This is a genomic window from Pseudomonas sp. RL_15y_Pfl2_60 (assembly GCF_963970595.1).
In the GTDB taxonomy this organism is placed as follows: Bacteria; Pseudomonadota; Gammaproteobacteria; order Pseudomonadales; family Pseudomonadaceae; genus Aquipseudomonas.
In genome coordinates, this window is sequence record NZ_CAXAOE010000004.1 from 378329 (window position 1) to 404871 (window position 26543).

26 protein-coding genes are annotated in these 26543 nt (G+C 56.7%); 15 read left to right on the forward strand and 11 right to left on the reverse strand.

Annotation, left to right across the window (positions count from 1 at the left end):
* Positions 1-31 precede the first annotated feature (31 nt).
* Positions 32-1123, reverse strand: a complete 1092-nt coding sequence (apbC, locus tag AACY26_RS13430) for an iron-sulfur cluster carrier protein ApbC (protein WP_339514809.1) — start codon at positions 1121-1123, stop codon at positions 32-34.
* Between the two features lie 169 nt (positions 1124-1292).
* On the opposite strand from apbC, the gene metG reads away from it, so the two are divergent.
* The 9 genes from metG to AACY26_RS13475 all read left to right on the forward strand — a co-directional run bounded on the left by metG (position 1293) and on the right by AACY26_RS13475 (position 10711).
* Positions 1293-3335 carry a methionine--tRNA ligase gene (gene metG / locus AACY26_RS13435; RefSeq protein ID WP_339514811.1) on the forward strand — a complete coding sequence of 681 codons (2043 nt, stop codon included), beginning with the start codon at positions 1293-1295 and terminating at the stop codon, positions 3333-3335.
* 164 nt (positions 3336-3499) lie between these two features.
* Complete coding sequence (gene rsxA, locus AACY26_RS13440; protein ID WP_069899328.1) at positions 3500-4084, forward strand: electron transport complex subunit RsxA; 585 nt, start codon at positions 3500-3502, stop codon at positions 4082-4084.
* Positions 4081-4671, forward strand: coding sequence for an electron transport complex subunit RsxB (gene rsxB / locus AACY26_RS13445; RefSeq protein ID WP_339514815.1), 591 nt, complete (start codon positions 4081-4083; stop codon positions 4669-4671). The genes rsxA and rsxB overlap by 4 nt, the downstream gene beginning before the upstream one ends.
* Positions 4668-7373, forward strand: a complete 2706-nt coding sequence (gene rsxC / locus AACY26_RS13450) for an electron transport complex subunit RsxC (protein WP_339514817.1) — start codon at positions 4668-4670, stop codon at positions 7371-7373. The genes rsxB and rsxC overlap by 4 nt, the downstream gene beginning before the upstream one ends.
* A gap of 14 nt (positions 7374-7387) precedes the next feature.
* On the forward strand, positions 7388-8419 hold the full coding sequence (rsxD, locus tag AACY26_RS13455) for an electron transport complex subunit RsxD (protein WP_339514819.1): 1032 nt from the start codon (positions 7388-7390) through the stop codon (positions 8417-8419).
* 30 nt (positions 8420-8449) lie between these two features.
* Positions 8450-9076 (forward strand): electron transport complex subunit RsxG, encoded by a 627-nt coding sequence (gene rsxG / locus AACY26_RS13460; protein ID WP_339515144.1) that lies wholly within the window; start codon positions 8450-8452, stop codon positions 9074-9076.
* Positions 9076-9789, forward strand: coding sequence for an electron transport complex subunit E (locus tag AACY26_RS13465; RefSeq protein WP_339514821.1), 714 nt, complete (start codon positions 9076-9078; stop codon positions 9787-9789). The genes rsxG and AACY26_RS13465 overlap by 1 nt, the downstream gene beginning before the upstream one ends.
* Positions 9786-10424, forward strand: a complete 639-nt coding sequence (gene nth / locus AACY26_RS13470) for an endonuclease III (protein WP_339514824.1) — start codon at positions 9786-9788, stop codon at positions 10422-10424. The genes AACY26_RS13465 and nth overlap by 4 nt, the downstream gene beginning before the upstream one ends.
* Before the next feature lie 107 nt (positions 10425-10531).
* Positions 10532-10711, forward strand: coding sequence for a PA3496 family putative envelope integrity protein (locus AACY26_RS13475; RefSeq protein ID WP_010484502.1), 180 nt, complete (start codon positions 10532-10534; stop codon positions 10709-10711).
* 128 nt (positions 10712-10839) lie between these two features.
* Here the strand turns inward: AACY26_RS13475 and AACY26_RS13480 are convergent, their stop codons facing one another.
* From AACY26_RS13480 to AACY26_RS13500, 5 genes are all read right to left on the reverse strand, one after another.
* Positions 10840-11973: an aminotransferase class V-fold PLP-dependent enzyme gene (locus tag AACY26_RS13480; protein WP_339514827.1), complete on the reverse strand. Its 1134-nt coding sequence runs from the start codon at positions 11971-11973 to the stop codon at positions 10840-10842.
* Positions 11974-12059: 86 nt separating this feature from the next.
* Positions 12060-12452: a lactoylglutathione lyase gene (gene gloA, locus AACY26_RS13485; protein WP_339514829.1), complete on the reverse strand. Its 393-nt coding sequence runs from the start codon at positions 12450-12452 to the stop codon at positions 12060-12062.
* A 155-nt stretch (positions 12453-12607) separates the two neighbouring features.
* A complete protein-coding gene (locus tag AACY26_RS13490; RefSeq protein WP_339514831.1) occupies positions 12608-12886 on the reverse strand; it encodes a hypothetical protein in 279 nt (92 codons plus the stop codon).
* Between the two features lie 168 nt (positions 12887-13054).
* Positions 13055-14272 (reverse strand): argininosuccinate synthase, encoded by a 1218-nt coding sequence (locus tag AACY26_RS13495; RefSeq protein ID WP_339514833.1) that lies wholly within the window; start codon positions 14270-14272, stop codon positions 13055-13057.
* 130 nt (positions 14273-14402) lie between these two features.
* Positions 14403-15350 (reverse strand): flagellar protein MotY, encoded by a 948-nt coding sequence (locus AACY26_RS13500; RefSeq protein WP_339514835.1) that lies wholly within the window; start codon positions 15348-15350, stop codon positions 14403-14405.
* Between the two features lie 164 nt (positions 15351-15514).
* Between AACY26_RS13500 and pyrC the strand changes: the two genes are divergently transcribed.
* On the forward strand, positions 15515-16561 hold the full coding sequence (gene pyrC, locus AACY26_RS13505; RefSeq protein WP_339514837.1) for a dihydroorotase: 1047 nt from the start codon (positions 15515-15517) through the stop codon (positions 16559-16561).
* Positions 16558-17232 (forward strand): ribonuclease T, encoded by a 675-nt coding sequence (gene rnt / locus AACY26_RS13510; RefSeq protein ID WP_339514839.1) that lies wholly within the window; start codon positions 16558-16560, stop codon positions 17230-17232. Before pyrC ends, rnt begins: the two co-directional genes overlap by 4 nt.
* Before the next feature lie 117 nt (positions 17233-17349).
* Here the strand turns inward: rnt and AACY26_RS13515 are convergent, their stop codons facing one another.
* A complete protein-coding gene (locus tag AACY26_RS13515; RefSeq protein WP_010484487.1) occupies positions 17350-17952 on the reverse strand; it encodes a peroxiredoxin in 603 nt (200 codons plus the stop codon).
* A gap of 284 nt (positions 17953-18236) precedes the next feature.
* Here AACY26_RS13515 and AACY26_RS13520 point away from each other — a divergent pair, with 284 nt between their 5' ends.
* Together AACY26_RS13520 and bfr are read left to right on the forward strand one after the other, a co-directional pair.
* A complete protein-coding gene (locus AACY26_RS13520) occupies positions 18237-18455 on the forward strand; it encodes a bacterioferritin-associated ferredoxin (protein WP_339514841.1) in 219 nt (72 codons plus the stop codon).
* 219 nt (positions 18456-18674) lie between these two features.
* Positions 18675-19145, forward strand: a complete 471-nt coding sequence (bfr, locus tag AACY26_RS13525; RefSeq protein ID WP_339514843.1) for a bacterioferritin — start codon at positions 18675-18677, stop codon at positions 19143-19145.
* Positions 19146-19211: 66 nt separating this feature from the next.
* Here the strand turns inward: bfr and AACY26_RS13530 are convergent, their stop codons facing one another.
* The 3 genes from AACY26_RS13530 to AACY26_RS13540 all read right to left on the reverse strand — a co-directional run bounded on the left by AACY26_RS13530 (position 19212) and on the right by AACY26_RS13540 (position 23348).
* Positions 19212-20639, reverse strand: coding sequence for an MATE family efflux transporter (locus AACY26_RS13530; RefSeq protein ID WP_339514845.1), 1428 nt, complete (start codon positions 20637-20639; stop codon positions 19212-19214).
* A 153-nt stretch (positions 20640-20792) separates the two neighbouring features.
* Positions 20793-21119 (reverse strand): Grx4 family monothiol glutaredoxin, encoded by a 327-nt coding sequence (gene grxD, locus AACY26_RS13535; protein WP_339514847.1) that lies wholly within the window; start codon positions 21117-21119, stop codon positions 20793-20795.
* Positions 21120-21239: 120 nt separating this feature from the next.
* Entirely contained in the window at positions 21240-23348 is a 2109-nt protein-coding gene (locus AACY26_RS13540; protein WP_339514849.1) for a molybdopterin oxidoreductase family protein, read from the reverse strand.
* A gap of 320 nt (positions 23349-23668) precedes the next feature.
* Between AACY26_RS13540 and argF the strand changes: the two genes are divergently transcribed.
* Together argF and AACY26_RS13550 are read left to right on the forward strand one after the other, a co-directional pair.
* Positions 23669-24589 carry an ornithine carbamoyltransferase gene (gene argF / locus AACY26_RS13545; protein WP_339514851.1) on the forward strand — a complete coding sequence of 307 codons (921 nt, stop codon included), beginning with the start codon at positions 23669-23671 and terminating at the stop codon, positions 24587-24589.
* Positions 24586-25695 carry an ABC transporter ATP-binding protein gene (locus AACY26_RS13550; RefSeq protein ID WP_339514854.1) on the forward strand — a complete coding sequence of 370 codons (1110 nt, stop codon included), beginning with the start codon at positions 24586-24588 and terminating at the stop codon, positions 25693-25695. The genes argF and AACY26_RS13550 overlap by 4 nt, the downstream gene beginning before the upstream one ends.
* Here the strand turns inward: AACY26_RS13550 and AACY26_RS13555 are convergent, their stop codons facing one another.
* Positions 25696-26505: a PhzF family phenazine biosynthesis protein gene (locus AACY26_RS13555; RefSeq protein WP_339514856.1), complete on the reverse strand. Its 810-nt coding sequence runs from the start codon at positions 26503-26505 to the stop codon at positions 25696-25698.
* Positions 26506-26543 lie beyond the last annotated feature (38 nt).

The window sequence follows — 26543 nt, forward strand, 5'->3', positions numbered from 1 at the left end:
CCCGGCGCACCGGGGCCGCCGCTGATTGCCCTCAGTCGTCGCTGACCGAAATAGTCGGCATGGCCTGAGCATTGGCGCCACTTTGAGCAATTCGCGCACCAACGGTACGTGCGGTCTCCTGGTAGATCATGGCGATCTGGCTTTCCGGGTCGGCAATGGTTGTTGGCTTGCCACCGTCAGACTGCATGCGAATCGCCATCGACAGCGGCAATGAAGCCAGCAGGTCGACATCAAACTGCTTGGCCAGTTTCTCGCCACCACCTTCACCGAATAAATGCTCAGCGTGACCGCAGTTCGAGCAAATGTGCACAGCCATGTTCTCAACCACGCCCAGCACCGGAATATTGACCTTGCGGAACATCTCCACGCCCTTCTTGGCATCCAGCAGCGCCAAATCTTGCGGCGTTGTCACGATCACGGCACCGGCAACCGGGACTTTTTGCGCCAGCGTCAACTGGATATCGCCGGTGCCTGGCGGCATGTCCACCACCAGATAATCCAGATCATTCCAGGCGGTCTGCGTGATCAACTGGATCAACGCGCCGGACACCATCGGCCCACGCCATACAACAGGCGTGTTCTCGTCGGTCAGGAATGCCATGGACATCACTTCAACACCGTGGGCCTCAAGCGGCACGAACCATTTCTGATCCTTGACCAGTGGCCGAGTGCCTTCGGCGATGCCGAACATAATGCCCTGGCTCGGGCCATAGATATCGGCATCGAGAATCCCCACCTTGGCGCCCTCACGGGCCAGGGCCAGTGCCAGGTTCGCCGCAGTGGTCGATTTGCCGACGCCACCTTTGCCCGAGGCAACCGCAATAATATTTTTAACATTGGCCAGCGCAGGCACTTGCTCTTGCGCCTTGTGTGCAGCAATTACGCAGTCAATCTGTACTTTTGCAGTATCAACACCATCGAGGTTGGTCAGCGCCATTTCCAGCACTTGCGCCCAGCCACTCTTGAACAAACCGGCGGCATAGCCGAGCTCAAGGCGCACATTGACGCTGCTGCCCTGAATATCAATCTCTCGCAGGCAACCGGCACTGACCGGGTCCTGATTCAAATGCGGGTCGGTGTACTGACGCAGGGTGGCTTCAACTACTTCACGGGTGACAGACATGAAAACTCCCAAACAAAGGTCAAGTAACGCAGCTCAGCATGTTACCGCAAAGCCCGACTTGCAACAGATGCTGACTTTTCCACCTTTGGGCGACTGCGCGGGATGAAAAAAAATGGCCAGGGCTATATAGTTGTCGACTTCCCTTGATTTACCAGTGCAGCCGATCTCTATGTCTGAAGCCCGCAAGATTCTCGTTACCAGCGCTCTGCCCTACGCCAATGGCTCGATCCACCTTGGCCATATGCTCGAGTACATTCAGACCGACATGTGGGTGCGCTTCCAGAAGCTGCGCGGCAACCAGTGCATCTATGTCTGCGCCGACGACGCCCATGGCTCAGCCATCATGCTGCGTGCCGAAAAAGAAGGCATTACGCCCGAGCAATTGATTGATAACGTCAAGGCCGAGCACACCGCCGACTTTGCCGACTTCGGGGTCGATTTCGACAATTACCACTCGACCCACTCCGAAGAGAATCGCGAGCTGTCAGCCGCTATCTACCTGAAACTGCGCGACGCCGGGCACATCGCCACGCGTTCGGTGACCCAGTATTTCGACCCGGAAAAAGGCATGTTCCTGGCCGACCGTTTCATTAAGGGCACCTGCCCGAAATGTGCGACGCCAGACCAATACGGTGATAACTGCGAGAAGTGCGGTGCGACCTACGAGCCAACAGAGCTGAAAGACCCGCGCTCGGCCATCTCTGGCGCTGTGCCGGTGTTGAAGGACTCCAAGCACTTCTTCTTCAAGCTGCCTGAGTTCGAGGCCATGCTCAAGCAGTGGACGCGCGGCGGTGCGCTGCAAGATGCAGTCGCCAACAAGCTCGCCGAATGGCTCGACTCCGGCCTGCACGAGTGGGACATCAGCCGTGACGCGCCGTATTTCGGCTTTGAGATTCCCGATGAGCCGGGCAAGTACTTCTACGTCTGGCTGGATGCGCCGATTGGCTACATGGCCAGCTTCAAGAACCTGTGCTCGCGCCGTCCTGACCTGGACTTCGACGCTTTCTGGAATCAGGACTCCAGCGCCGAGCTGTACCATTTCATCGGCAAGGACATCGTAAACTTCCACGCCCTGTTCTGGCCCGCCATGCTCGAAGGCGCTGGCCTGCGCAAGCCAACTGCGGTCAATGTGCACGGTTACCTGACGGTTAACGGGCAGAAAATGTCGAAGTCGCGCGGCACCTTTATCAAGGCCCGCACTTACCTTGACCACCTCAACCCGGAATACCTACGTTACTACTACGCCGCCAAGCTGGGCCGTGGCGTTGATGACCTTGACCTCAACCTTGAAGACTTCGTGCAGAAGGTTAACTCCGACCTGATCGGCAAAGTGGTCAATATCGCCAGCCGTTGCGCTGGCTTTATCCACAAGGGTAACGCCGGTGTATTGGTCGCCAGTGATGCCGCTCCTGAGCTGACAGAAGCCTTCAAGGCCGCAGCGCCAAGCATTGCGCAAGCCTATGAAACCCGCGACTTTGCCCGCGCAATGCGTGAAATCATGGGCTTGGCCGACCGCGCCAACGCCTGGATCGCGGACAAGGCCCCCTGGTCGCTGAACAAGCAGGAAGGCAAGCAGGATGAAGTCCAGGCGATTTGCGCCCAGGCGATCAACCTGTTCCGCCAGTTGGTTATTTTCCTCAAGCCAGTGCTGCCAAACCTGGCCAGCGACGCCGAGAAATTCCTCAATGTTGAGCCACTGCGCTGGGATGACTATCAAACCCAGCTTGCTGACCACCAACTAAACCCGTTCAGCGCACTGCTGACCCGTATCGAACCTGCGAAAATCGAAGCCATGACCGAAGCCTCCAAAGAAGACCTTGCAGCCGCTGAAGCCACCAACCAACCCGCCGGCAATGGTGAGCTGGTCAAAGAGCCAATTGCCGCCGAGATCGCTTTCGACGCCTTCGCCGCAGTTGATTTGCGCGTTGCTCTGATCGAGAAGTGCGAGTTCGTCGAAGGTGCCGATAAACTGCTGCGCCTGAGCCTGGATATTGGTGATGCCAAGCGTAACGTCTTCTCCGGCATCAAAAGCGCCTACCCAGACCCGAGCAAGCTTGAAGGTCGCCTGACCCTGTATGTGGCCAACCTGGCCGCGCGCAAGATGAAGTTTGGTGTTTCCGAAGGCATGGTCCTGGCGGCAGGCCCCGGCGGCGAAGAAATCTACCTGCTCAGCCCGGACAGCGGCGCCAAGCCCGGTCAACGGGTTAAGTAAAGCGGTCAAGCGCTGCTGTAAGCCTGCAACAGCACCTGCCACCAGCGGTGCTAGGCTTATAGGCCAGTAACACTCAAGCCAATGCTGGCTTGAGTGTTACTGGCCTGTCACCGATAATAAACACCCTTTTTATACGGCCTTTGCCCGTCCAAACGGTACCCGCAATGACCGAACTCGCTCTGATTCTGGTTAGCGCCATCCTGGTCAACAACTTTGTGTTGGTGCAGTTTCTTGGTCTGTGCCCATTTATGGGTGTGTCGAAGAAAATCGAGACCGCAATTGGCTTGTCCTTGGCGACCACCTTCGTCCTGACCTTGGCCGCCATGTGCAGTTATCTGGTGCAGCAGTACGTGCTCAAGCCGCTGGACATCGAGTTCCTGCGCACCATCAGCTTTATCCTGGTGATCGCCGTTGTGGTGCAGTTCACCGAAATGGTGGTCAACAAGACCAGTCCGTTGCTGTACCGCGTGCTGGGGATTTTCCTGCCCCTGATCACCACCAACTGCATCGTCTTGGGTGTTGCCTTGCTCAATGCCAACAAGAGCGAATTTACCTTTATCACCGCCACCGCCAATGGTTTTGGTGCAGGCCTTGGCTTCTCACTGGTCCTGGTCTTGTTTGCTGCAATGCGTGAGCGAATTGCCATTGCCGACGTGCCCAAATCATTCCAAGGCGCGGCAATCGGCATGGTCACAGCGGGCCTTATGTCGCTGGCATTTATGGGCTTCACCGGATTGATCAAGCTATGACACTGGTTATCAGCGCCGTTCTCGCGCTGCTGGCCCTGTGTTTGGTCTGCGGCGCAATCCTCGGCTACGCGGCAGTGCGCTTCAAGGTCGAAGGCGACCCCATTGCCGAGCAAGTCAACGCCCTGCTCCCGCAAACCCAGTGCGGCCAGTGCGGTTATCCCGGCTGCAAGCCCTATGCTGAAGCCATTGCCGGTGGCGACAAGATCAACAAATGTCCACCTGGCGGCGAAGCGACCATCCAGGCGCTGGCCGACCTGCTGGATGTCGAGCCAGAACCCCTTGATGCGGTCGAAGGCGAAAAACCACAGATGGTCGCGTTCATCCGCGAGGCCGAATGCATTGGTTGCACCAAGTGCATTCAAGCCTGCCCGGTCGATGCAATCGTCGGCGCGGCCAAGCAGATGCATACGGTTATCGCCTCTGAATGCACCGGCTGCGACCTCTGCGTTGAACCCTGCCCAGTTGATTGCATTGATATGCTCGAAGTCGGCAGCAGCGTACAAACCTGGAAATGGCAGCAGCCTCTGGCTCCCGGCCAACTGATCGCCACTGATCGCGACGCGAGCCACAGAGGCGAAGCGGCATGAGCCTGATGCAAACCTGGGATATCCCGGGCGGTATTCACCCGCCTGAGCGTAAAGACCTCTCCACCCAAACCGCTATCCAGCCCGCACCCTTGCCGGCGCGGCTAATCGTGCCGCTTAATCAGCATATCGGCGTCCCAGCGGAGCCAGTGATTGCCGTTGGCGAGCATGTGCTCAAGGGCCAACTGATCGCCAAAGCCAACGGTTTCGTGAGCGTCCCGGTGCATGCACCGACCTCCGGCAGCATCAGCTTTATAGGTCCGCAGCCTTACCCGCATGTGTCTGGCATGCTCGCCCCGGCGATCGTTATCGACAGCGACGGCAAGGACCAATGGTGCGAGCTACAGCCTTGCGCCGATTATCGCCAGCTAGAGCCCAGCGCACTGTTGGAGCTGATTCGCCGGGCCGGAATCAGTGGTTTGGGTGGCGCGGGTTTCCCCACAGCCGTGAAACTGACCGCACGCCCAACGCAAAAAATTCACACGCTGATTATCAACGGCACCGAGTGTGAGCCCTATATCACCGCCGATGACATGCTGATGCGTGAGTTTGCCGCCGAGCTGGTTTCAGGCATCGAAATCCTCGCCCACCTGATCAATCCCGAGCAGGTTTTGATTGGCATTGAAGACAACAAGCCCGAAGCCATTGCCGCCGTGAAGCAGGCGGTTGGCGAGCGGCCGTTTCAAGTCTGCGTATTTCCAACCAAGTACCCCTCGGGCGGCGAGAAACAACTTATCCAGATTTTGACCGGGGTCGAGGTGCCCAGCGGCGGCCTGCCTGCGGACATCGGCATGCTCTGCCAAAACGTCGGCAGCGCCGTTGCCATACACAACGCCGTGGTGCTCGGCAAGCCTCTGATCTCGCGGATCACCACCCTGACCGGTGAAGCGCTGGCGCGACCGATGAACCTTGAAGTATTGATCGGCACTCCCGTTGGCGAATTACTCGACTTTGCCGGGCTTGATCAGCGAACGCTGAATCGCTTGATCATGGGCGGCCCGATGATGGGCTTCACCCTGCCCAATACCGATGTGCCAGTAATCAAGACCAGCAACTGCCTGCTGGCATCCAGCGCCACGGAGCTGCCTGCCCCCGCGCCAGCAATGCCATGCATTCGTTGCGGTGAGTGCGCAGAAGCCTGCCCCGCCAGCTTACTGCCGCAACAGTTGCATTTCTTTGCCCTCGGCCAGGACCACGAACAGCTCAAAGCACATAACCTGTTTGACTGCATCGAATGTGGCGCCTGCGCCTATGTGTGCCCCTCAAACATTCCCTTGGTGCAGTACTACCGCGCGGCCAAGGGTGAAATTCGCGATCTTGAGCAAAAACAACTCAAGGCCGAGCAATCCAAGCAACGCTTTGAACTCCGCCAGGAGCGCTTGCGTCTCGCTGAAGAGAAAAAAGAAGCTGAGCGCAAAGCTCGCTTGGAACGTGCCGCACGGGCCAAAGCCGCCCAGGCAGAAAATCCGGCCGCAGAGCCCGTCAGCAACCCAGTTGTAGCCCCGGCCAGCAGCCTGAGCGACGAATTGAAGAGGCTGAAAATTCAGGCAAGCATGGCGCAAGTCGCACTGAAAAAAGCCGAAAAGCAACTCGCCGCGCACGACACGCCTGAACTGCACACACAAGTCAGCAACCTGCGCTCTGCAGCGCACGAGGCACAACAAGCCCTGGACGCGGCACTGGCCGCCGAGCCAGCCGCAGCGCCAGCAGGCCCGACGACCAATGATGCCGAGCTGAAAAAGGCCAAGATCGATGCCGCCATGCTGCGCGCCCAACTGCGCAAGCTGGAAAAGATCGAAGCGCCCACCACCGAGCAAACAACTGAATTGCAGCAATTGCGCAGCCAGCTCGACGCAGCCGAGAAACTGCTCGCCAGCCTGCAAGCAGCCGCGACAGTAGAACCGGCCAAGCCTGCAGCGTCCGCAAATGATGTAGAGCTGAAAAAAGCCAAGATCGACGCAGCCATGCTGCGCGCCCAACTGCGCAAGCTGGAAAAGATCGAAGCGCCCACCGCCGAGCAAACAACCGAATTGCAGCAATTGCGCAGCCAGCTCGACGCAGCCGAGAAACTGCTCGCCAGCCTGCAAGCAGCCGCGACAGTGGAACCAGCCAAGCCGGCAGCGCCTGCCAATGATGCCGAGCTGAAAAAGGCCAAGATCGACGCCGCCATGCTGCGCGCCCAACTGCGCAAGCTGGAAAAAATCGAAGCGCCCACCGCCGAACAAACAACTGAATTGCAGCAATTGCGCAGCCAGCTCGAAGCAGCCGAGAAGCTGCTCGCCAGCTTGCAAGCGCCCGTGGCTGCCGCACCAGACAAAGCCGAGACCAGTGCTGTTGACCCCTTGAAAAAAGCCAAGATTGAGCTGGCCATGGCCCGCGCGGGGTTGAAAAAAGCTGAAAAAGCCGAAGCCGGAGCGGATCAACTGAGCACCTTGACCGCCGCGGTGACCGCTGCAGAACAAGCCCTGCATGCCGCTGAAGAAGCATCGAACAAGCCAGCGCCACAATTGCAGCGCAACGATAAGCGCCCGATTGATGAGACCAGCCGCGCATTGAAGACTGAAGTTGCCTTCGCCCGCGCTGACTTACGCAAGCTGGAGCGTGCAGAGAGCCCCGACGAGGCTGCACTGGAAGCGGCACACTCGCGCCTGAGCGCAGCCGAGCAAGCACTTAGCGCCCATCAAGCCACTGCCCCAACCCTTTAGAGACTCAATAATCCATGGCCCTGCCCCGCATCACATCGCCCCACGCCAAGGGCAGCAATCGCACCCAGCGCGTCATGCTGCAGGTGTTGCTGGCAACTGTGCCCGGGATCATCGCCCTGACCTGGCTATTCGGTTTTGGCACGCTGATCAACCTGCTTTGGGCCAGTGTCTGTGCATTAGGCTTTGAAGCGTTGATTCTTGCCCTGCGCAAGCGCCCTGTAGGCTTCTTCCTCAAGGATTACAGCGCCTTGGTGACTGCGGTACTGCTTGCATTGGCTTTACCGCCTTACGCGCCCTGGTGGCTCACGCTGGTCGCCACCGGCTTTGCCATCAGCCTTGGCAAGCAGCTGTATGGCGGCCTGGGGCAAAACCCGTTCAACCCGGCGATGGTCGGTTATGTCGTGGTGCTGGTTTCATTCCCAGTTGAAATGACCAGTTGGCCAGCGCCGCACTTGATCGGGCCGCTGGATGCCGTGCAGCATATTTTTGGCTTCGCCAGCCTGCCAGACGGTTGGGCGCAAGCGACAGCACTGGACACCCTGAAAATCAATAAAAGCCTGACCATTGACGAACTGTGGGCGCAAAGCCCGGCCTTTGGTCGCTTCGGCGGCGCTGGGGCGGAAGTGGTCAACCTCGCATTCCTGCTCGGCGGCATCTACTTGTTGCGTAAACGCCTGTTCACCTGGCATGCGCCCATCGGCATGCTCGCGGCATTGGCAGTAATGAGCCTGCTGTTCTGGAACGGCAGCGGTTCAGATTCCCACGGCTCGCCACTGTTTCACCTGCTCAGCGGCGCGACCATGCTTGGCGCGTTCTTTATCGTCACCGATCCGGTTTCCGGCGCGACCAGTAATCTGGGGCGATTGCTGTTTGGCATAGGTGTCGGCGTGCTGGTCTACGTGATTCGCGCCTGGGGCGGCTACCCTGACGGCGTCGCCTTTGGCGTCTTGTTGATGAACCTCGCCGCCCCCACCATCGATTACTACACACGACCACGCACCTATGGTCATCGCAAGCCCACCCGCGGCTTCAAGCTCGGAGAATAACCAGTGGCCTTGCCTGAAATCAGCCGATCGATGATCAAGAACAGCTTGGTGCTGGGGCTCTTTGCAGTGGTCACCGTCGGCACCGTGGCGCTCACCCAACTGGGCACCGCATCGCGTATCGAAACCGCGCAGCGTGAGGCCCAGGTCCGCGCACTTGCGGAGATATTGCCCAACGGCAGCTATGACAATCACCTGCTTGATAACGTTGTCGAAGTGTTTGATCCGAAACTGCTTGGCATTAAAACGCCACAGGATGCCTACATTGCCCTCAAAGACGGCAAGCCCAGCGCAATCATCCTCAAGGCCACCGCCCCGGATGGCTACAGCGGCGCGATTCACCTGCTGATCGGAATTAACGCCAATGGCACGCTGGCGGGGGTGCGAGCGCTCAATCACCGTGAAACACCGGGGCTGGGTGATCGCATCGACCTGAGCAAGAGCAATTGGATTCTGGGCTTTAATGGCAAGTCGCTAAGCAACCCGGACGACAGCGGCTGGGCAGTGAAGAAAGACCAGGGCGCGTTCGATCAGTTTGCCGGTGCGACTATTACCCCGCGCGCGGTGGTCAAAGCCGTGCACAAAGCCTTGCAGTATTTCGATGCCAACCAGCAACGACTGTTTGCCACTGAGCGCACGCCCGAACAGGAGTCCAACTGATGGCCAGTACCAGCTACCGCGAAATCACCCTCAATGGCCTGTGGAAAAACAACCCTGGCCTGGTGCAATTGCTTGGCCTGTGCCCGCTGCTTGGCACCAGCAACTCCACGGTTAACGCCCTGGGCCTTGCGCTGGCCAGCGCCTTGGTGCTGATCTGCTCTAACACCGCTGTGTCGCTGGTGCGCGGCGTGGTGAACACCGCCGTGCGTCTTCCGGCATTCGTGATGATCATCGCTGCGCTGACCACCTGCATCGAGTTATTGATGCAGGCCTACACCTACGAGCTTTATCAGATTCTCGGCATTTTTATCCCGCTGATCACCACCAACTGCGTGATCCTGGGCCGCGCCGATGCCTTTGCCGCAAAGAACGATCCTGGCCGCGCAGCCTATGATGGCTTGATGATGGGCTTGGGCTTTGCCGCGGTGCTGGTGTCCATCGGCGCCATTCGCGAGCTGCTTGGCACCGGTATTCTGTTTGCCAACATGCAGTTGCTGTTTGGCCCTGCCGCGGCGAACTGGCAGATCACCCTGTTCAGCAACTACCAAGGCTTCTTGCTGGCCATTTTGCCGCCGGGTGCGTTTATCGTGCTGGGCTTGTTGATTGCCGGTAAAAACCGTATCGATTCAGTATTGGCCGAGCGCGCCAAGGCCAGACAGCCTGAAGTTGTGGCGCAAAGCCGTCGCGTTCGTGTGACAGGAGTCATTGAGTGAACGCCGCTAAACGTTACGAAATCTTCCGCCGCCTGCATGAAGACAACCCCGAGCCCAAAACCGAGTTGGCCTTCAGCACGCCCTTTGAGCTGTTGATTGCGGTAATTCTCTCGGCTCAAGCCACCGACGTTGGCGTGAACAAGGCCACAGCCAAGCTCTACCCGGTTGCCAATACCCCGGAAGCGATTTACGCCCTGGGTTACGACGGCCTGTGCCAGTACGTGAAAACCATTGGCTTGTATCCAAGCAAGGCAAAAAACATCATCGAAACCTGCCGCATGCTGATCGAGTTGCACGACAGCCAGGTGCCGCAAACCCGCGAAGCACTTGAAGCGCTGCCAGGCGTGGGTCGCAAGACGGCCAATGTGGTGCTCAACACGGCCTTCCGCCAGTTCACCATGGCGGTCGACACCCATATTTTTCGCTTCAGCAACCGCACGGGCGTCGCCCCGGGCAAGAACGTGCTTGAGGTTGAAAAGAAGCTGCTGAAGTTTGTACCCAAGGATTTTCTACTGGATGCGCACCACTGGATGATCCTCCATGGCCGCTACGTCTGTCAGGCACGCAAGCCGCGCTGTGGCAGTTGCCGTATTGAAGATTTGTGCGAATTCAAGCAGAAAACATCTGACGATTGATTTTGCAGTGACTTTTCTATCCTCCTGATTGAAAAAATCTTTTTTACCCGCTGCGATTTTGCCGCTATAAGGTGCGCAAATGGCTTGCACAGCCCGGAGTGGAAGATATGAGCACTGACAAAGAAGACCTGGACCTCGACGACGACTTTGTCTCAGACGATAGCGATGACAACGATGCACCGGTTGAGGTGGCGAAAACCAACCTGACCAAGCGCCGTATCATTGATAATTTTCTGGACGAACGCCGCCTGAACAAACAGCTGGCTGAATACGATTTCGATTTGTAAGCACTGCCCTGCTTCAACGGTCCTTCCTGACGCATATAGCGCAACAGGATTGACTAAGCAGGTTGAAACGCAATAGCGCGGCCCAAAGCCAGCGCTATTGCATTGTTTTACCCTTGTTCAACGCGTGGTTACTCAGACAGCACCTTATCCAAGGCGTCTGCCAAAGTCGCTACCGTGCGCTTCAGGTTATTGAGCTTATCAAGACCGAACAGGCCCAGGCGGAAAGTCTGGAAATCTGCAGGTTCATCACACATCAGCGGCACGCCAGCGGCTATCTGCAAGCCGTGCGCAGCAAACTTCTTACCGCTTTTGATATCCGCATCCTCGGTGTAGCAAACCACCACACCCGGCGCTTCGAAGCCCGCCGCAGCCACACTTTTAAAGCCCTTCTCAGCCAGCAAGGAACGAACGTTATCGCCAAGCACCTGTTGCTCGTTGCGCACCACATCAAAACCGTACTGCTCGGTTTCTTTCATCACATCACGAAAGCGCACCAGTGAGTCGCTTGGCATGGTCGCGTGATAGGCGTGACCGCCCTGTTCGTAGGCGCCCATGATCTGCAACCATTTTTTCAGGTCGCAAGCAAAGCTGCTGCTTTCGGTGCTTTCGATGCGCTCACGGGCCAACTCACTGAACATAACCAATGCACAGCACGGCGAGCCGCTCCAGCCTTTCTGCGGCGCGCTGATCAGGATATCCACGGCATTGGCCTGCATATCAACCCAGAGCGCACCTGAGGCGATGCAGTCGAGCACAAAGATACCGCCAACCGCGTGCACGGCTTCGCCAATGGCACGCATGTAGGCGTCTGGAAGGATGATTCCTGATGAGGTTTCAACGTGTGGTGCAAAGACAACGTCAGGCTTTTCCCGATGAATTGCAGCAACCACTTCTTCAATCGGTGCTGGGGCGAACGCTGCCTGGGGCTCAGTGCTTACAGGTCGCGCTTTAAGTACGGTGCTGTGCGCAGCAATCTTGCCCATCTCGAGAATCTGCGTCCAACGGTAGCTGAACCAGCCATTACGCACGATCAGGCATTTTTTATCACCAGCAAACTGACGTGCGACCGCCTCCATGCCGAAGGTACCGCTGCCTGGAACTACAGCCACGGCGTGAGCGTTATAGACCTGCTTGAGGGTGCGCGAAATGTCATTCATGACCTGCTGGAATGACTGCGACATGTGATTCAGCGAACGATCGGTATACACCACCGAATATTCAAGCAGGCCTTCTGGATCAACAGATGAGACTGGATTGTGCATAGGGTTACCTTGTAGACAGTGGCAGTAAATGCACAGGGCTCAGCGGCTGGATTGCAGCGCAGTGCCCTGGGCAGGCAAGCGACAAATCAGTCGTTGCGTGAGGGCGACAACAGCTCGATCTTATAACCGTCCGGGTCTTCGACAAACGCAAGAATACTGGTGCCGTGCATCATCGGGCCTGGCTCACGGGTAATCTTGCCGCCGCGCGAGCGAATGTCATCACAGGCCTTGTAAACGTCCTCGACTTCCAGGGCAATGTGCCCGTAGCCGTTGCCAAGGTCGTAGCTTTCGGTGCCCCAGTTCTGGGTTAGTTCAAGCACCGAGTTGTGCGCTTCATCACCGTAGCCAACAAAGGCCAGGGTGAACTTACCTTCCGGGTAATCTTTACGGCGTAGCAGGGTCATGCCCAGCACTTCGGTGTAGAAAGCGATGGATTTATCCATATCGCCGACGCGTAGCATGGTATGCAACAAGCGCATGATAAAGGCTCCATAGAGTCGTTATGGCAAATGCAAAAGGCCACTATCTGGCCTCTACTCAATGAAAGCCTATTGTGAGCGCCCTAACGGATTCTGACCAGTCTTGCGCTCGATCAAGTCCCTGGAGCGCTAGGCCTGGATTGCTGAAAAATGCTTTAAAGCGCTTTCTTGAGGGTTTTGTGGCCTACATCCTGCGCCCGGTCTTTTTTGTCTGAGACGCTATCTTTAGCGTCATCGACCTTATCCTTCTTGTCGTCCAGCCCCATGCTGTCAGAGGCGGCTTCTTTTGCATCACAGCGACCACCAACACCCACGGTGGCTTTCATGGCAGCGCTTTTGGCCGCTTTTTCAGGGGTGCAATCGGGGTCAATAACCCCAGCCTGGAGATTCAGACAAAACAGGCCGAGACACAGACCAACTAATAATTTACCCATGATCACTACTCCTTAGTAAGGCGAACAACACAAAGCCTGCCCGCCATGGTTCAAACGCCTAAACCTCCACCGATGAGCCTATTGCTCACCTGCTCGCACCAACCAGTGACACATAAAAAAGCCTCATATAGACAGCGCTATATGAGGCTTGATGGTCGTACTGAAAGCTTAGATCAGTTTGCGGCCCTTGTTGGCAGCAATACGCATGCGCAAGGCGTTCAACTTGATAAAGCCAGCAGCATCTTGCTGATTGTAGGCACCGCCATCTTCTTCGAAGGTGGCGATATTGGCATCAAACAGCGAATCATCGGACTTACGGCCGACAATAATCACATTGCCCTTGTACAGTTTCATACGGACCACGCCATTAACGTTGGCCTGTGAAGCGTCGATCATCTGCTGCAGCATGGTGCGCTCAGGGCTCCACCAGAAACCGTTGTAGATCAGGCTGGCGTATTTCGGCATCAGCTCATCTTTGAGGTGAGCGACTTCGCGGTCCAGGGTGATCGACTCAATGGCGCGGTGGCCCTTGAGCATGATGGTGCCGCCTGGGGTTTCGTAGCAGCCGCGCGACTTCATGCCGACAAAGCGGTTCTCGACGATGTCCAGACGACCAATGCCGTTCTCGCCACCGATACGGTTGAGTTCGGCCAGGACAGTTGCAGGCGTCATTTCCTTGCCGTCGATGGCAACGATGTCGCCCGCGCGGTAAGTCAGTTCGATGTAGGTTGGAGTGTCCGGCGCCAGCTCTGGCGACTTGGTCCAACGCCACATGTCTTCTTCATGCTCGGTCCAGGTGTCTTCCAGCACGCCGCCCTCATAGGAGATGTGCAACAAGTTGGCATCCATCGAGTACGGCGACTTCTTCTTACCGTGACGCTCGATTGGAATGGCGTGCTTTTCAGCGTAATCCATCAGTTTTTCGCGGGACATGAGGTCCCACTCGCGCCACGGGGCAATCACCTTGACGCCAGGCTTGAGTGCATAGGCGCCCAGCTCGAAACGTACCTGGTCGTTGCCTTTGCCGGTGGCGCCATGGGAAATGGCGTCAGCACCGGTTTCGTTGGCAATCTCGATCAAGCGCTTGGCAATCAGCGGACGCGCGATCGAGGTGCCGAGCAGGTACTCGCCTTCGTAAACAGTGTTGGCACGGAACATCGGGAAGACGAAATCGCGGACAAACTCTTCGCGCAGGTCATCAATGTAGATTTCCTTAACGCCCATGGCCTGAGCTTTAGCGCGAGCTGGCTCAACTTCTTCGCCTTGACCGAGGTCAGCAGTGAAGGTCACTACTTCACAGTTGTAAGTATCTTGCAGCCACTTGAGGATCACTGAAGTGTCCAGGCCACCGGAATATGCCAGGACTACCTTGTTTACATCGGCCATGCCATGAACTCCATGGGGTTGTGCGGAAAGCCGACCATTCTACTGACCCTGGCGGCCAATTTACAGAGGCGCGACAGCTTAAGACGACGAGGCGACAAATTGTTTAGTCGATGCGACCGCAAAAAACCGGCTAAGAAGTCGCGGCGGGATCGGCCGGCACCGTAGCTTTTGGCGCCGGAGCGGGATCATCCGAGGCTTTTTCCGCTGCTTGTTCGGGGACTTTATCCAAGGTGATCGATACGCGCCGGTTCTTGGCTCTATTGGCCGGGCTGTTATTGGGCACTATTGGGTAGCGCTCGCCGTGAAAGCGCATGGTGATTTGCTCGGCTGGTACACCGTGCGCTTCCAGGTAACTCATGACCGCCATCGCCCGGCGCCGGGACAAGTCGCGGTTGGTCAAACGGCTGCCACTATTATCGGAGTGGCCCTCGACCAATACTCGATTTACCGCAGGATCTGACTTGAGAAAATCCAAGAGGATCTGCAGCTTGGCCTCAGCCATTGGATCGAGATCAACGCCGCCATTGGGAAAACCGATACGGCTTTGCTTAACCTGATTGAAGTTAACCGGTAACAGCTTGGCGGTGCAGGCCAGGTAATCGGTGTAGGCCTTCTTGAACTTCACTGGGAGCAGACGTACTTCAACCCGTTCGCCGCCTTGAATCCTGAGGTGCTGCACCAGCGGGCTGCGACCGTCCAGCAGGCCCGCCAACAATCGACCTGCTTGAGCCTGGGAGCTATTGAAAGGCGTACTGCTGTCATTAACCCCGACCCGCCCCAGGTTGATATCCGAGCGCCCCGGCTGCCACGGCGCAGCCGCCGCAAGCAAGGTTGCCGAACCGGCGCTCAGCCAACGGCCTTGGGTCTGTAAACGAAAAGTGGCTTGCTCACCGGCCTTTCTGACGAACTCACCGACGCCAAAATCCGTCACCGGTTGCGACAGGCGACACTCAAACTTATCACCCTCGACCGTCCACTCAACGTTCTCCAGGCGCGTCTGAAAGCTAATGCCCCATGCAGGCAAACACGTGCTCAAGCCAATGAGCAGGCACAGCGGGGTAATAGAAAGTTGGCGCACGGTGGGCTCCACACGTAATCACGGGTTTGCCTTTGATATCGGTTGCAGGCGCAAAAACTTAAGTACACTGGTCGCACATATGCGCGTTAAGCACACGGATGGCGTGCTCTGACGGGGGTTTTCCGGTAGGATTCGAGCCACGTTTTACCCGCCTGGAAGCCTCCATGATCGACCGTCTTACTCTGCTGCGTCCCGATGACTGGCATATTCACCTGCGCGACGGTGCTGTTCTGCCGCATACCGTGGCTGACGTTGCACGTACTTTTGGCCGTGCCATCATCATGCCAAACCTGGTCCCGCCAGTTCGCAACACCAGCGAAGCCGATGCCTACCGCCAGCGCATACTCAGTGTCCGCCCGGCAGGCAGCCAGTTCGAGCCGTTGATGGTGCTGTACCTCACCGACCAGACCAGCCCTGAAGATGTTCGCAGCGCCAAGGCCTCGGGCTTTGTACATGCGGCCAAACTCTACCCAGCCGGTGCGACCACCAACTCCGACTCCGGCGTAACCAGCATCGACAAGATATTCGCCACGCTTGAAGCCATGGCGGAAGTCGGTTTGCCGCTTCTGGTTCATGGCGAGGTGACCCGTAGCGAAATCGATATCTTCGACCGCGAAAAACAGTTTATCGATGAGCACCTTGGTCGAGTGGTTGAGCGCTTCCCAACCTTGAAAGTCGTTTTCGAGCACATCACTACCCGTGATGCCGTTGAGTTCGTCAAAGCTGCTCCGGCTAACGTTGGCGCGACAATCACCGCTCACCACCTGCTCTACAACCGCAACCATATGCTGGTTGGCGGGATTCGCCCGCACTTTTATTGCCTGCCGATTCTCAAGCGCAATGTGCACCAAGAAGCCCTGCTCGATGCCGCTACCAGCGACAGCCGCAAGTTCTTCCTCGGTACCGACTCGGCGCCGCACGCTGTGCATGCCAAGGAATCGGCCTGCGGTTGTGCCGGTTGCTACACCGCGTTCGCCGCTATCGAGCTGTATGCCGAAGCTTTCGAGCAGCGTAATGCCTTGGACAAACTTGAAGCCTTCGCCAGCCTCAACGGCCCGGACTTCTATGGCCAACCGCGCAACACAGAAACCATCACTCTGGTTCGTGACGACTGGAACGTACCGGCCAGCCTGCCGTTCGGCGAGCAAACAGTTATCCCGCTGCGTGCGGGTGAAACCTTGCGCTGGCGCTTGCTGGAGCAAAACGCATGAGTGAAGATCAGTACGAAGAAGAGCTGGAAAGCAACGCCCCCTCAGGCCCGCGTCACCCTATGGCAGCCCGCTTTCGTGGTTATCTGCCGGTAGTGGTTGATGTCGAGACCGGCGGTTTCAATAGTGCCACTGACGCACTGCTGGAAATTGCCGCGACCACAGTCGGTATCGATGAGCAGGGGTTTCTGTACCCAGATCACACTCACTTCTTCCGGGTCGAGCCCTTTGCCGGCGCGAACATCGAACAGGCGGCGCTGGAGTTCACCGGCATCAAGCTCGACCATCCGCTGCGCATGGCGGTGAGTGAAGAGCACGCGCTGACTGAAATCTTCCGTGGCCTGCGCAAGTCGCTGAAAGCCAATGGGTGCAAACGGGCGATCCTGGTCGGCCACAACAGCAGCTTCGACCTTGGTTTTCTTAATGCTGCGGTTGCCCGTACCGGCATCAAACGCAACCCGTTCCACCCCTTCTCAAGCTTCGACACCGCAACCCTGGCTGGCTTGGCTTACGGCCAAACCGTTCTGGCCAAAGCCTGCCAAGCAGCAAGCATTGAGTTTGATGGCCGTGAAGCACATTCAGCACGTTACGACACTGAAAAGACAGCCGAGCTGTTCTGCGGCATTGTCAATCGCTGGAAAGAGATGGGTGGCTGGGAAGACTTCGACGACTAAAAGCCCTGCGCTCTCGATGCTGAACTCATAACTCAGCACATAAAAAAACCGGCCTAGGCCGGTTTTTTATTGCACCAAGTAACGCTCAGGTGAGCAGGCCCACCTGAAGGCAAACCCTTACAGGTTGGCAGCGTTCTCAGACAGGTAAGCAGCAACGCCGTCTGGCGATGCAGTCATGCCTTTGTCGCCTTTCTTCCAGTTTGCCGGGCAAACTTCACCGTGCTCTTCGGTGAACTGCAGGGCATCAACCAGACGCAGCAGTTCGTCCATGTTACGGCCCAGCGGCAGGTCGTTAACGATCTGCGAGCGAACAACACCGTTGAGGTCGATCAGGAATGCGCCACGGAAAGCTACGCCGCCTTCAGACTCAACGTCATAGGCTTTGCAGATGTCGTGGTTGATGTCAGCCGCCAAGGTGTACTTGACCTGGCCGATGCCGCCCTTGTCTACCGGCGTGTTGCGCCATGCGTTGTGGGTGAAGTGGGAGTCGATGGAAACACCGATCACTTCAACGTTACGCGCCTGGAACTCAGGAATGCGGTGATCCAGAGCGATCAGCTCCGACGGGCATACGAAGGTGAAGTCCAGTGGGTAGAAAAATACCAGGCCGTATTTGCCCTTGATCGCAGAAGACAGGCTGAAGCTGTCAACGATTTCGCCTGTGCCCAATACAGCTGCGACGTCGAAATCCGGGGCTTTCTTACCTACGAGTACGCTCATTCGATATCTCCTAAAAAGTTTGAGTAGTGCGAGTAGCCTAGCGCTATAACACGACAACGCAATGACTCACCTGCACTGACTGGGCCCATCATCATACACCCCGATTTTAGGCCTCGCCCACCGCTTTTTGACCTTAGGTTCTACAAGTCAATTCAACCGGTGCATAACCGTTCATCAGGGTTTTTCGATTTATCCGTCATGCGCAACAGATGGCTTTGACAAGCATTCTCATTAACATTAGTATCCCTTCCAACGAAACAGTCTTTGTGTAGTGAGTCTTAACTATGTATGTCTGCCTCTGCGAAGGTGTCACTGACGGCCAGATCCGCGATGCAATCTACGAAGGTTGCTGCAGCTACCGTGAAGTCCGTGAAGCAACAGGCGTTGCCAGCCAATGTGGCAAATGCGCTTGCCTGGCAAAATCTGTTGTCCGCGAGGCCCTGACCGAGGTTCATGCCAACCAAGGCGCCCTCGCCTACCAGGCAAATTTTGTAGCCGCTTAATCTTTTTTATCGCAGCTAAAACCAGACATATCCAAAGCCGGATTTAAGATCCGGCTTTTTTATGCCCTAAATTCAATAACTTAATACTTAGATGCAGAACTTAAACATTCGTATTAAGTTTAATTTTAACTTATTTTTCAAACACTTAGATTTGACAGTCAAAGTTTATGCGCTCAAAATTTGCTCCATACATTTTTTCGGCACAGGGCAGGCACGCAAATGAAAGGCGACAAGAAAGTCATCCAGCATCTGAACAAGATCCTCGGTAACGAGCTGGTCGCAATCAACCAATACTTCCTGCATGCCCGCATGTACGAAGATTGGGGCCTGAAGAAACTCGGCGAGCACGAGTACCACGAATCGATCGATGAAATGAAACACGCTGACAAGTTGATCAAGCGTATTCTTTTCCTCGAAGGCCTGCCTAACCTGCAAGACCTCGGCAAAATCCTCATTGGTGAAAACACCAAGGAAATGCTTGAGTGTGACCTGAAGATTGAACACAAGGCGCACACCGATCTGAAAGCGGCGATTGCTTACTGCGAAAGCGTTGGCGACTTTGCCAGCCGTGAACTGCTGGAAGATATTCTGTGCTCTGAAGAAGAACACATCGACTGGCTCGAAACTCAGCTCAGCCTGCTCGAAGCAGTTGGCCTGCAGAACTACTTGCAGTCGCAGATGGACGAATAATCCACCCGCCTGCGTCAATAAAAACGGCAGCCTTGAGCTGCCGTTTTTTATGCCTCGAATCTCAGTCTAGCGGTAGCCCTCTTCAACCAATGCTTCCTCCGAAACCCTACGCACCTGCTGATCTTCCTCGGTGAGTCGGGTTTTCTTCCAGTCGCCCCTGGCAAACCAGCACAGTGAAATAATCGCGATCAATACATTGGTGACCGGGAATGACCACCACAAGCCTGCAGCGCCCAGCTGCGTGTGCTTGGCCAACACATAGGCCAGTGGGAATTGCAGCATCCACTGTGCAACCAGGGCGATCACCATCGCACTGAGCATGTTCCCCGAGGCCCTGAATGCCGAAACGATACAGAGTTGAATGCCAATGCATCCCCAGGCCAACGCCATGATGCGAATAAAATCCGCCCCCTGATTGATGACCAGGGTTTCGCCTGGCACGAAAAACGCCACCAAATGCGGGGCAATCGCATACACCAGCAAACCAACGGCTGTCAGGCCAACAAAACCATACAAGGCCCCAAGCTGGGTGATTTTAGAGGCGCGACTTATATTACCTGCACCAATGTTCTGGCCGACCAAGGTCGAGACAGCCATTGAAATACCCATCGCGGGAATGGTGATGACTTGCAGAATATTAGCGCCAATCCCGTAGGCGGCTATTGTGCTGGTATCGAAACTGGCCACCAGAAAAGACATGACAATTAGCCCCAGGCCTCGAGTCGAGAGTTCCACCGAACCTGGAAAGCCAAGAAAGAACGCTTTGCGAATATAACTCAAGTCTGGCTTGAACCCCGACCACTTCACTTGAATCCCGTGGCGCCCACGCAAAAACACCCACATGCCCAAGCTGGCTGCTATTGCTTGAGTCACCAAAGTCGCCATGGCTGCGCCCGTGACACCAAAGCCCGGGATTGGTCCCCAGCCGAAGATAAACAACGGATCGAGGCCGAAGTTGAGCAACACCGTTGCCAGCACAATCAGCAATGGCACCCGCGTTTGCCCAACCCCGCGCATCAACGACTGAAACATGAAGAAAATAAAGACAAAAATCACGCCGACAAATGACACACGCATGTAGCCCAAGGCGCTGTCGTACACATTAGGCTCGACGCCGAGCAACTTGAGCAGGTATGGGGACAAAATAAAGCCAAGGGTGCCCAGCACCACCGAACTGATCATCACCATGAGCATGGTCTGCGCCGCCACATGGTTAACCATGTCCGAGCGTCCAGAACCCATGTACTGGGCGGTCAGTGTCGCACCGGCCATCGCCAGCCCTGCCCCCAGCGCTATCACCAGAAATGTGACTGGGGTGCTTACAGCTACCGCCGCCACAGCTGACGCTCCCAAGCGGCCAACCCAGTAAGTGTCGGTCAGTTGATAACCGGCCTGCAGCAAGTTGGCGATAATGATCGGCACCGCCAGCGACAGCAGTGCCTTGGCAATAGAGCCATTGAGAAACTGATGCTGACGCTGGCTACTGTTATTCATCCCATATCCTTGTTTTGCTCCATGAGCGCTCTGCGATAGAGACTCTATAGAGCCTAGTCAGTTCAGCATCGATGCGGGCCAAGAGGGTTGCGCAGGCAAAAAAAAATCGATGCCGAAGCATCGATTTTTCTAGAACCAGCGAAGCGTGGAAACTTAGGCTTCGGACTTCTCAACTGCCGCCTTGATCATGGGCTGCAGCTCACCATTGTCAAACATCTCGGCAATGATATCGCTGCCGCCGACCAACTCACCGCCAACCCAGAGTTGCGGGAAGGTTGGCCAGTTGGCGTACTTTGGCAGATTGGCGCGGATTTCCGGGTTCTGCAGGATATCGACATAAGCGAACTTTTCGCCACACGCCATGACTACCTGCGAGGCCTTCGACGAGAAGCCACACTGTGGGGCATTCGGCGAGCCTTTCATGTACAACAGAACGGGGTTGTTGGCGATCTGTTCTTTAATGGTTTCGATGATATCCATTGGGCACCTCAGGACTAAGCTTTACGACTCAAAAGTCGACACGGTTGGCGCTATTGTAGCGAAAAGCCGAGTGTAATGCTTGGTCAGAAACAACCCGGCCAAAATACCGACCTGCGCCTCTCAAGCGGCGACTATTTCGACCGGCACCCCATTCAACGCGGCATTTCCTGATAGCGCATCAAGCTGCAGCTCATCAGTCAGGTCATTGGCGCTGGCCCCCGGCTGATTACTGGCAATAACCATTTGCACCCCGGGCCGCGCATGGCCCCAACCGTGCGGCAGGCTCACCACACCCGGCATCATCTCATCGCTGGCGGCGACCTCAACCTCAATCAACCCCACCCGCGAGCGCACCCGCACCCGCTGGCCATCCGTCAAGCCGCGACTGGCCAGATCTGCCGGATGTACAAACAGTTGATGTCGCGGCTTACCCTTCACCAGACGGTGATAATTGTGCATCCAGGAATTATTGCTGCGCACATGCCGACGACCAATCAGCAGCAGTTCACCGGCCGCAGGCGCAGGTTGCTGCGCAAAGCGCAGCAGGTCAGCCATGAAGATAGCTGGCGCTGCTTGCACCTTTTTGTCCTCCGTGCGGATACGGCCAGCCAAATTGCTCTTGAGCGGCCCCAAGTCCAGACCGTGGGGATGCTCACGCAACGCTTCAACACTGAGCTTATGCACAGAGTTGTCGCCATAGGCGCCGTGGCGCAGGCCCATGTCGATCATCTTGGCCGGGGCCATGGTTGGCTTGAGTTCGGTGCCTATTTTCTCGGAGAACGCTTTCGCCAATCCGACAAAAATCTCCCAGTCATCCAAGGCATTGGCAGGCTTGTCCAGCACAGGCTCGTTAAAGCGTGTGACATTGCGCACCGCGAAGCTGTTAAAGGTAGTGTCGTAGTGATCATGCTCCAACGGCGCAGTCGGCGGCAGGATCAAATCGGCATAGCGCGTGGTTTCATTGATGTAAAAGTCGATGCTGAGCATAAACTCCAGGCCATCGAGCGCCTGCTCCAGCTTGCGCCCGTTGGGCGTCGACAACACCGGATTACCCGCCACAGTGATCAAGGCTCTGACCTGCCCTTGGCCTTCGGTCAGCATCTCTTCAGCCAGCGCCGCCACCGGTAGCTCGCCGCCGTATTCGGGTAAACCTGAAACCCGACTTTGCCAAACATTGAAATGCCCACCGGAGGTGCTCGCGACCAAGTCAACCGCCGGTTCGGTGCAAAGTGCACCGCCTACCCGGTCAAGGTTGCCTGTAACCAGGTTTATCAATTGCACCAGCCATTGGCAGAGCGTGCCAAACGCCTGAGTCGAAACGCCCATGCGCCCGTAGCACACCGCTTTATCAGCGCCGGCGAAGTCTCGCGCCAACTGGCGGATAACCTCAGCTGGAACGGCGCATCGCTCACTCATTGTCTCGGCGCTAAAGCCTGCAACGGCTTCACGTACTTGTTCAAGACCGTGCACATCCAGATGGGTTTGGCGGGTCAGGTTTTCGCTGAACAAGGTATTCAACACAGCAAGCAACAACGCGGCATCCTGCCCTGGGCGAATAAACAGATGCTGGTCGGCAATTGCAGCGGTTTCCGTGCGGCGCGGGTCGACCACAACAACCTTGCCACCGCGAGCCTTGATTGCCTTTAGCCGTTTCTCGACATCCGGCACCGTCATGATGCTGCCGTTGGATGCCAGCGGGTTGCCCCCCAGAATCAGCATAAAGTCGGTTTGGTCGATATCCGGAATCGGAATCAGCAAACCATGACCATACATTTGGTGGCTGGTGAGGTGATGCGGCAACTGGTCGACCGAGGTTGCAGAGAAGCGATTACGGGTTTTCAACTGCCCCAGAAAATAGTTGCTGTGGGTCATCAGGCCATAATTGTGTACGCTCGGATTACCCTGATAAATCGCCACAGCATTGTTGCCGAGCCGCGCTTGAATATCGCTTAAGCGCTCAGCAACCAGGGCAAAGGCCTCATCCCACTCGATTGCTTGCCATTCAGCGCCCACACGACGCATGGGCTGACGTATACGGTCCGGGTCATTCTGAATATCCTGCAGCGCCACCGCTTTTGGGCAGATGTGACCGCGACTGAAACTGTCCTGCGCATCACCTTTGATCGACAAAATCTGTTGGCTGCCGTCTGCGGCACGCTCGGTTTCAATCGTCAGGCCACAGATGGCTTCACACAGGTGGCATGCACGGTGATGGAGAGTCTTGCTCATGGCCGGCCTCGCTTTATTATTCGAGTGCACCCGCTGGAGTGCAAATAACGACTATGGCCCGCCGCCCGATGTCGCACCAGCAGCGTCAGTCCTGTGAATTGACAGGCATCAGGGCAACCAATCCAGCACCAGCAACCAACCGCCAAGCAAACAGGAAAACCCTGAAACACCAGACAATTTGCGCCGAATCGTCATTTGCTTATAAGATTTCGCCTTTCCCTGTTACGTCGCACTGTGCGGCCTCCTGCCGCAGGTCTAGCCATTTCTACTGATTTTAGTGGTTGTGCAGCCTGCGCCCTGCTGTAAAAAAGGTATTTCTGATGAGCGCAAGACACTTTCTCTCGCTGATGGACTGCAGCCCCGCTGAGCTGGTGAGCTTGATCCGCCGCGCCATGGAGCTAAAGGATTTGCGCAACCGAGGCGTGCTTTTCGAACCGCTCAAGAACCGTGTACTGGGCATGATTTTCGAGAAGGCCTCGACCCGTACACGCCTGTCCTTTGAAGCAGGCATGATCCAGTTCGGCGGCCAGGCAATTTTCCTGTCGCCACGCGACACCCAACTGGGCCGCGGTGAGCCTATTGCTGACGCGGCCAAGGTGATGTCACGCATGCTTGATGCGGTGATGATCCGTACCTTCGCCCACGACACCTTGACCGAGTTTGCCGCGAACTCACGCGTTCCGGTCATCAATGGTTTGTCAGATGACTTGCACCCCTGCCAATTGCTGGCCGATATGCAAACTTACCTTGAACACCGTGGCAACATCGCGGGCAAAACCGTGGTCTGGATCGGTGATGGCAACAACATGTGCAACTCTTATATAGAGGCGGCTATCCAGTTCGACTTCCAGTTGCGTGTTGCCTGCCCCGAAGGTTACGAGCCGAGTGCCAGGCTGATGGCACAAGCAGGTGAACGGGTACAAATCATCCGCGATCCACGCCAGGCAGTAGTGGGTGCACACTTGGTGACGACCGACGTCTGGGCCTCGATGGGCCAGGAAGACGAAGCACAAGAGCGCATGAAGCTGTTCAAGCCCTACCAGGTTGATCGTGCCCTGCTCGATATGGCAGACGAAAAGGTATTGTTCCTGCACTGCCTGCCGGCCCACCGTGGCGAAGAGATCAGCGAAGACTTGCTTGATGATCCGCGCTCGGCAGCATGGGATCAGGCGGAAAACCGTCTGCATGCGCAAAAGGCCTTGCTTGAATTCCTAGTCGAAGCGTCACACCACCACGTATGACACACTCAATGCTGCTTAACCTGCGTGACCTGAGCTGCGGCTATAACGAGCACAAAGTCGTTCGGGATCTCAACTTGCACCTCAATGCCGGTGACATCGGCTGCCTGCTCGGCTCATCGGGTTGCGGCAAAACCACAACCCTGCGCGCGATTGCCGGCTTCGAACCCGTGCACAGCGGCGAGATAAGCCTGGCGGGCGAAGTGATTTCCAGTGCCGGCTTCACCCTGGCGCCGGAGAAACGACGGATCGGCATGGTGTTTCAGGACTATGCGCTGTTCCCTCACCTTAGCGTGGCGCAGAACATCGCCTTTGGCATCCGCAAGCAGCCAGACTGCGAGCGCATCACTGAGGAGTTGCTGGCGCTGGTCAAACTTGATCACCTTGGCAAACGCTACCCGCACGAATTGTCGGGCGGACAGCAGCAGCGTGTATCACTCGCCCGGGCGTTGGCGCCAGAGCCCCAGTTGCTATTGCTTGATGAACCCTTCTCCAACCTTGATGGTGAGCTGCGCCGCAGCTTGAGCCGTGAAGTTCGTGAAATTCTCAAGAGCCGTGGCACCAGCGCAATCCTGGTCACCCACGATCAAGAAGAAGCCTTTGCCGTCAGCGACCATGTCGGCGTATTCAAGGAAGGCAAGCTGGAACAGTGGGACACCCCGTACAACCTGTATCACGAACCCAAGACGCCCTTTGTCGCCAGCTTTATCGGCCAAGGTTATTTTATCCGTGGCCAATTACTGAGCCCGGAAAAGGTCCAGACCGAACTGGGGGTTATCAGCGGTGATCGTGCTTATATCTGGCCGACCGGCAGCGCAGTTGATGTACTGCTCAGACCCGACGACATCGTTTACGCGCCCGAAAGCTCGCTAACAGCCCTTATCGTCGGCAAGACCTTCCTTGGCGCGGCAACCCTGTATCGCCTGCAACTGCCAACCGGCAGCCAACTGGAGGCGCTGTTCCCCAGCCACGCGGATCATCAACCAGGCGAAAGCGTGGGGATTCGCGTGGCTGCCGATCATCTGGTCGCATTTGCGGTGCCCGGCAGCGTCGCGACCCACGCCGACCTGGCAAGTTCTGGCGTACGCCGCCACAGCGCGGGAATCTAGTTAATCACCAGCGGGGGACTCGGCATCCCCCAGCAACAAGGTTGCCTTGGCGACTAAAACAGCGTCACCGGCAATGTTCACCCGCTCCCCCGCCAGCCGGCAATGCAGTTCCCCGCCCCGCGCAGACGCTTGGTATGCTCGCATTTCTGGCTTCCCAAGGCGTTGCGACCAATACGGGATCAAGCTGCAATGGATGGCGCCCGTCACAGGGTCTTCGGCAATCCCAATCGAAGGGGCAAAGTAGCGTGAGACAAAATCGTATTGCTGCCCTGGCGCGGTGATGATGACGCCCATGCCCGGCAATTTTGCGACGGCTGCCAAATCGGGCTGGCAATTGCGTACAGCGGCCTCATTCGCCACTACCGCAAGCAGCTCCGGGCCGACAAATGTGGCCTCGACAGCAACGCCCAGCGCGGCGGATACCGCATCCAACAACTGTTGATCCGGCTTAATCTTTTGCGCAGGGAAGTCCAGCTCCAGGCGTTGTCCGACACGTCTGACCCGCAGCGGCCCGGACAGGCTGTGAAACTCAATAACCTCGCCCGGCTCTGCATAGATATTGAACAACACATAAGCGCTGGCCAGGGTTGCGTGACCGCATAACGGCACTTCAGTGGCCGGGGTGAACCAGCGAATGTGCCAATGCTCGGGTTGCTTCACGATAAACGCGGTTTCAGCCAAATTGTGTTCGGCCGCAATGCGTTGCATCAGCGCATCATCGAGCCAACGATCAAGGCGGTAAACGATGGCAGGATTACCAGAAAATGGACGGTTGGAAAAAGCATCGACCTGATGATATTCGAGCTGCATAACGATAAACCTTAGTTGTCTTAGTCAAATCACTGCAG

Bases quoted from the DNA above. Each gene is read 5' to 3' on its own strand.
- apbC (WP_339514809.1), bottom strand. From the start codon at position 1,123: ATGTCTGTCACCCGTGAAGTAGTTGAAGCCACCCTGCGTCAGTACACC.
- metG (WP_339514811.1), top strand. From the start codon at position 1,293: ATGTCTGAAGCCCGCAAGATTCTCGTTACCAGCGCTCTGCCCTACGCC.
- rsxA (WP_069899328.1), top strand. From the start codon at position 3,500: ATGACCGAACTCGCTCTGATTCTGGTTAGCGCCATCCTGGTCAACAAC.
- rsxB (WP_339514815.1), top strand. From the start codon at position 4,081: ATGACACTGGTTATCAGCGCCGTTCTCGCGCTGCTGGCCCTGTGTTTG.
- rsxC (WP_339514817.1), top strand. From the start codon at position 4,668: ATGAGCCTGATGCAAACCTGGGATATCCCGGGCGGTATTCACCCGCCT.
- rsxD (WP_339514819.1), top strand. From the start codon at position 7,388: ATGGCCCTGCCCCGCATCACATCGCCCCACGCCAAGGGCAGCAATCGC.
- rsxG (WP_339515144.1), top strand. From the start codon at position 8,450: ATGATCAAGAACAGCTTGGTGCTGGGGCTCTTTGCAGTGGTCACCGTC.
- AACY26_RS13465 (WP_339514821.1), top strand. From the start codon at position 9,076: ATGGCCAGTACCAGCTACCGCGAAATCACCCTCAATGGCCTGTGGAAA.
- AACY26_RS13475 (WP_010484502.1), top strand. From the start codon at position 10,532: ATGAGCACTGACAAAGAAGACCTGGACCTCGACGACGACTTTGTCTCA.
- AACY26_RS13480 (WP_339514827.1), bottom strand. From the start codon at position 11,973: ATGCACAATCCAGTCTCATCTGTTGATCCAGAAGGCCTGCTTGAATAT.
- gloA (WP_339514829.1), bottom strand. From the start codon at position 12,452: ATGCGCTTGTTGCATACCATGCTACGCGTCGGCGATATGGATAAATCC.
- AACY26_RS13490 (WP_339514831.1), bottom strand. From the start codon at position 12,886: ATGGGTAAATTATTAGTTGGTCTGTGTCTCGGCCTGTTTTGTCTGAAT.
- AACY26_RS13495 (WP_339514833.1), bottom strand. From the start codon at position 14,272: ATGGCCGATGTAAACAAGGTAGTCCTGGCATATTCCGGTGGCCTGGAC.
- pyrC (WP_339514837.1), top strand. From the start codon at position 15,515: ATGATCGACCGTCTTACTCTGCTGCGTCCCGATGACTGGCATATTCAC.
- rnt (WP_339514839.1), top strand. From the start codon at position 16,558: ATGAGTGAAGATCAGTACGAAGAAGAGCTGGAAAGCAACGCCCCCTCA.
- AACY26_RS13515 (WP_010484487.1), bottom strand. From the start codon at position 17,952: ATGAGCGTACTCGTAGGTAAGAAAGCCCCGGATTTCGACGTCGCAGCT.
- AACY26_RS13520 (WP_339514841.1), top strand. From the start codon at position 18,237: ATGTATGTCTGCCTCTGCGAAGGTGTCACTGACGGCCAGATCCGCGAT.
- bfr (WP_339514843.1), top strand. From the start codon at position 18,675: ATGAAAGGCGACAAGAAAGTCATCCAGCATCTGAACAAGATCCTCGGT.
- AACY26_RS13530 (WP_339514845.1), bottom strand. From the start codon at position 20,639: ATGAATAACAGTAGCCAGCGTCAGCATCAGTTTCTCAATGGCTCTATT.
- grxD (WP_339514847.1), bottom strand. From the start codon at position 21,119: ATGGATATCATCGAAACCATTAAAGAACAGATCGCCAACAACCCCGTT.
- AACY26_RS13540 (WP_339514849.1), bottom strand. From the start codon at position 23,348: ATGAGCAAGACTCTCCATCACCGTGCATGCCACCTGTGTGAAGCCATC.
- argF (WP_339514851.1), top strand. From the start codon at position 23,669: ATGAGCGCAAGACACTTTCTCTCGCTGATGGACTGCAGCCCCGCTGAG.
- AACY26_RS13550 (WP_339514854.1), top strand. From the start codon at position 24,586: ATGACACACTCAATGCTGCTTAACCTGCGTGACCTGAGCTGCGGCTAT.
- AACY26_RS13555 (WP_339514856.1), bottom strand. From the start codon at position 26,505: ATGCAGCTCGAATATCATCAGGTCGATGCTTTTTCCAACCGTCCATTT.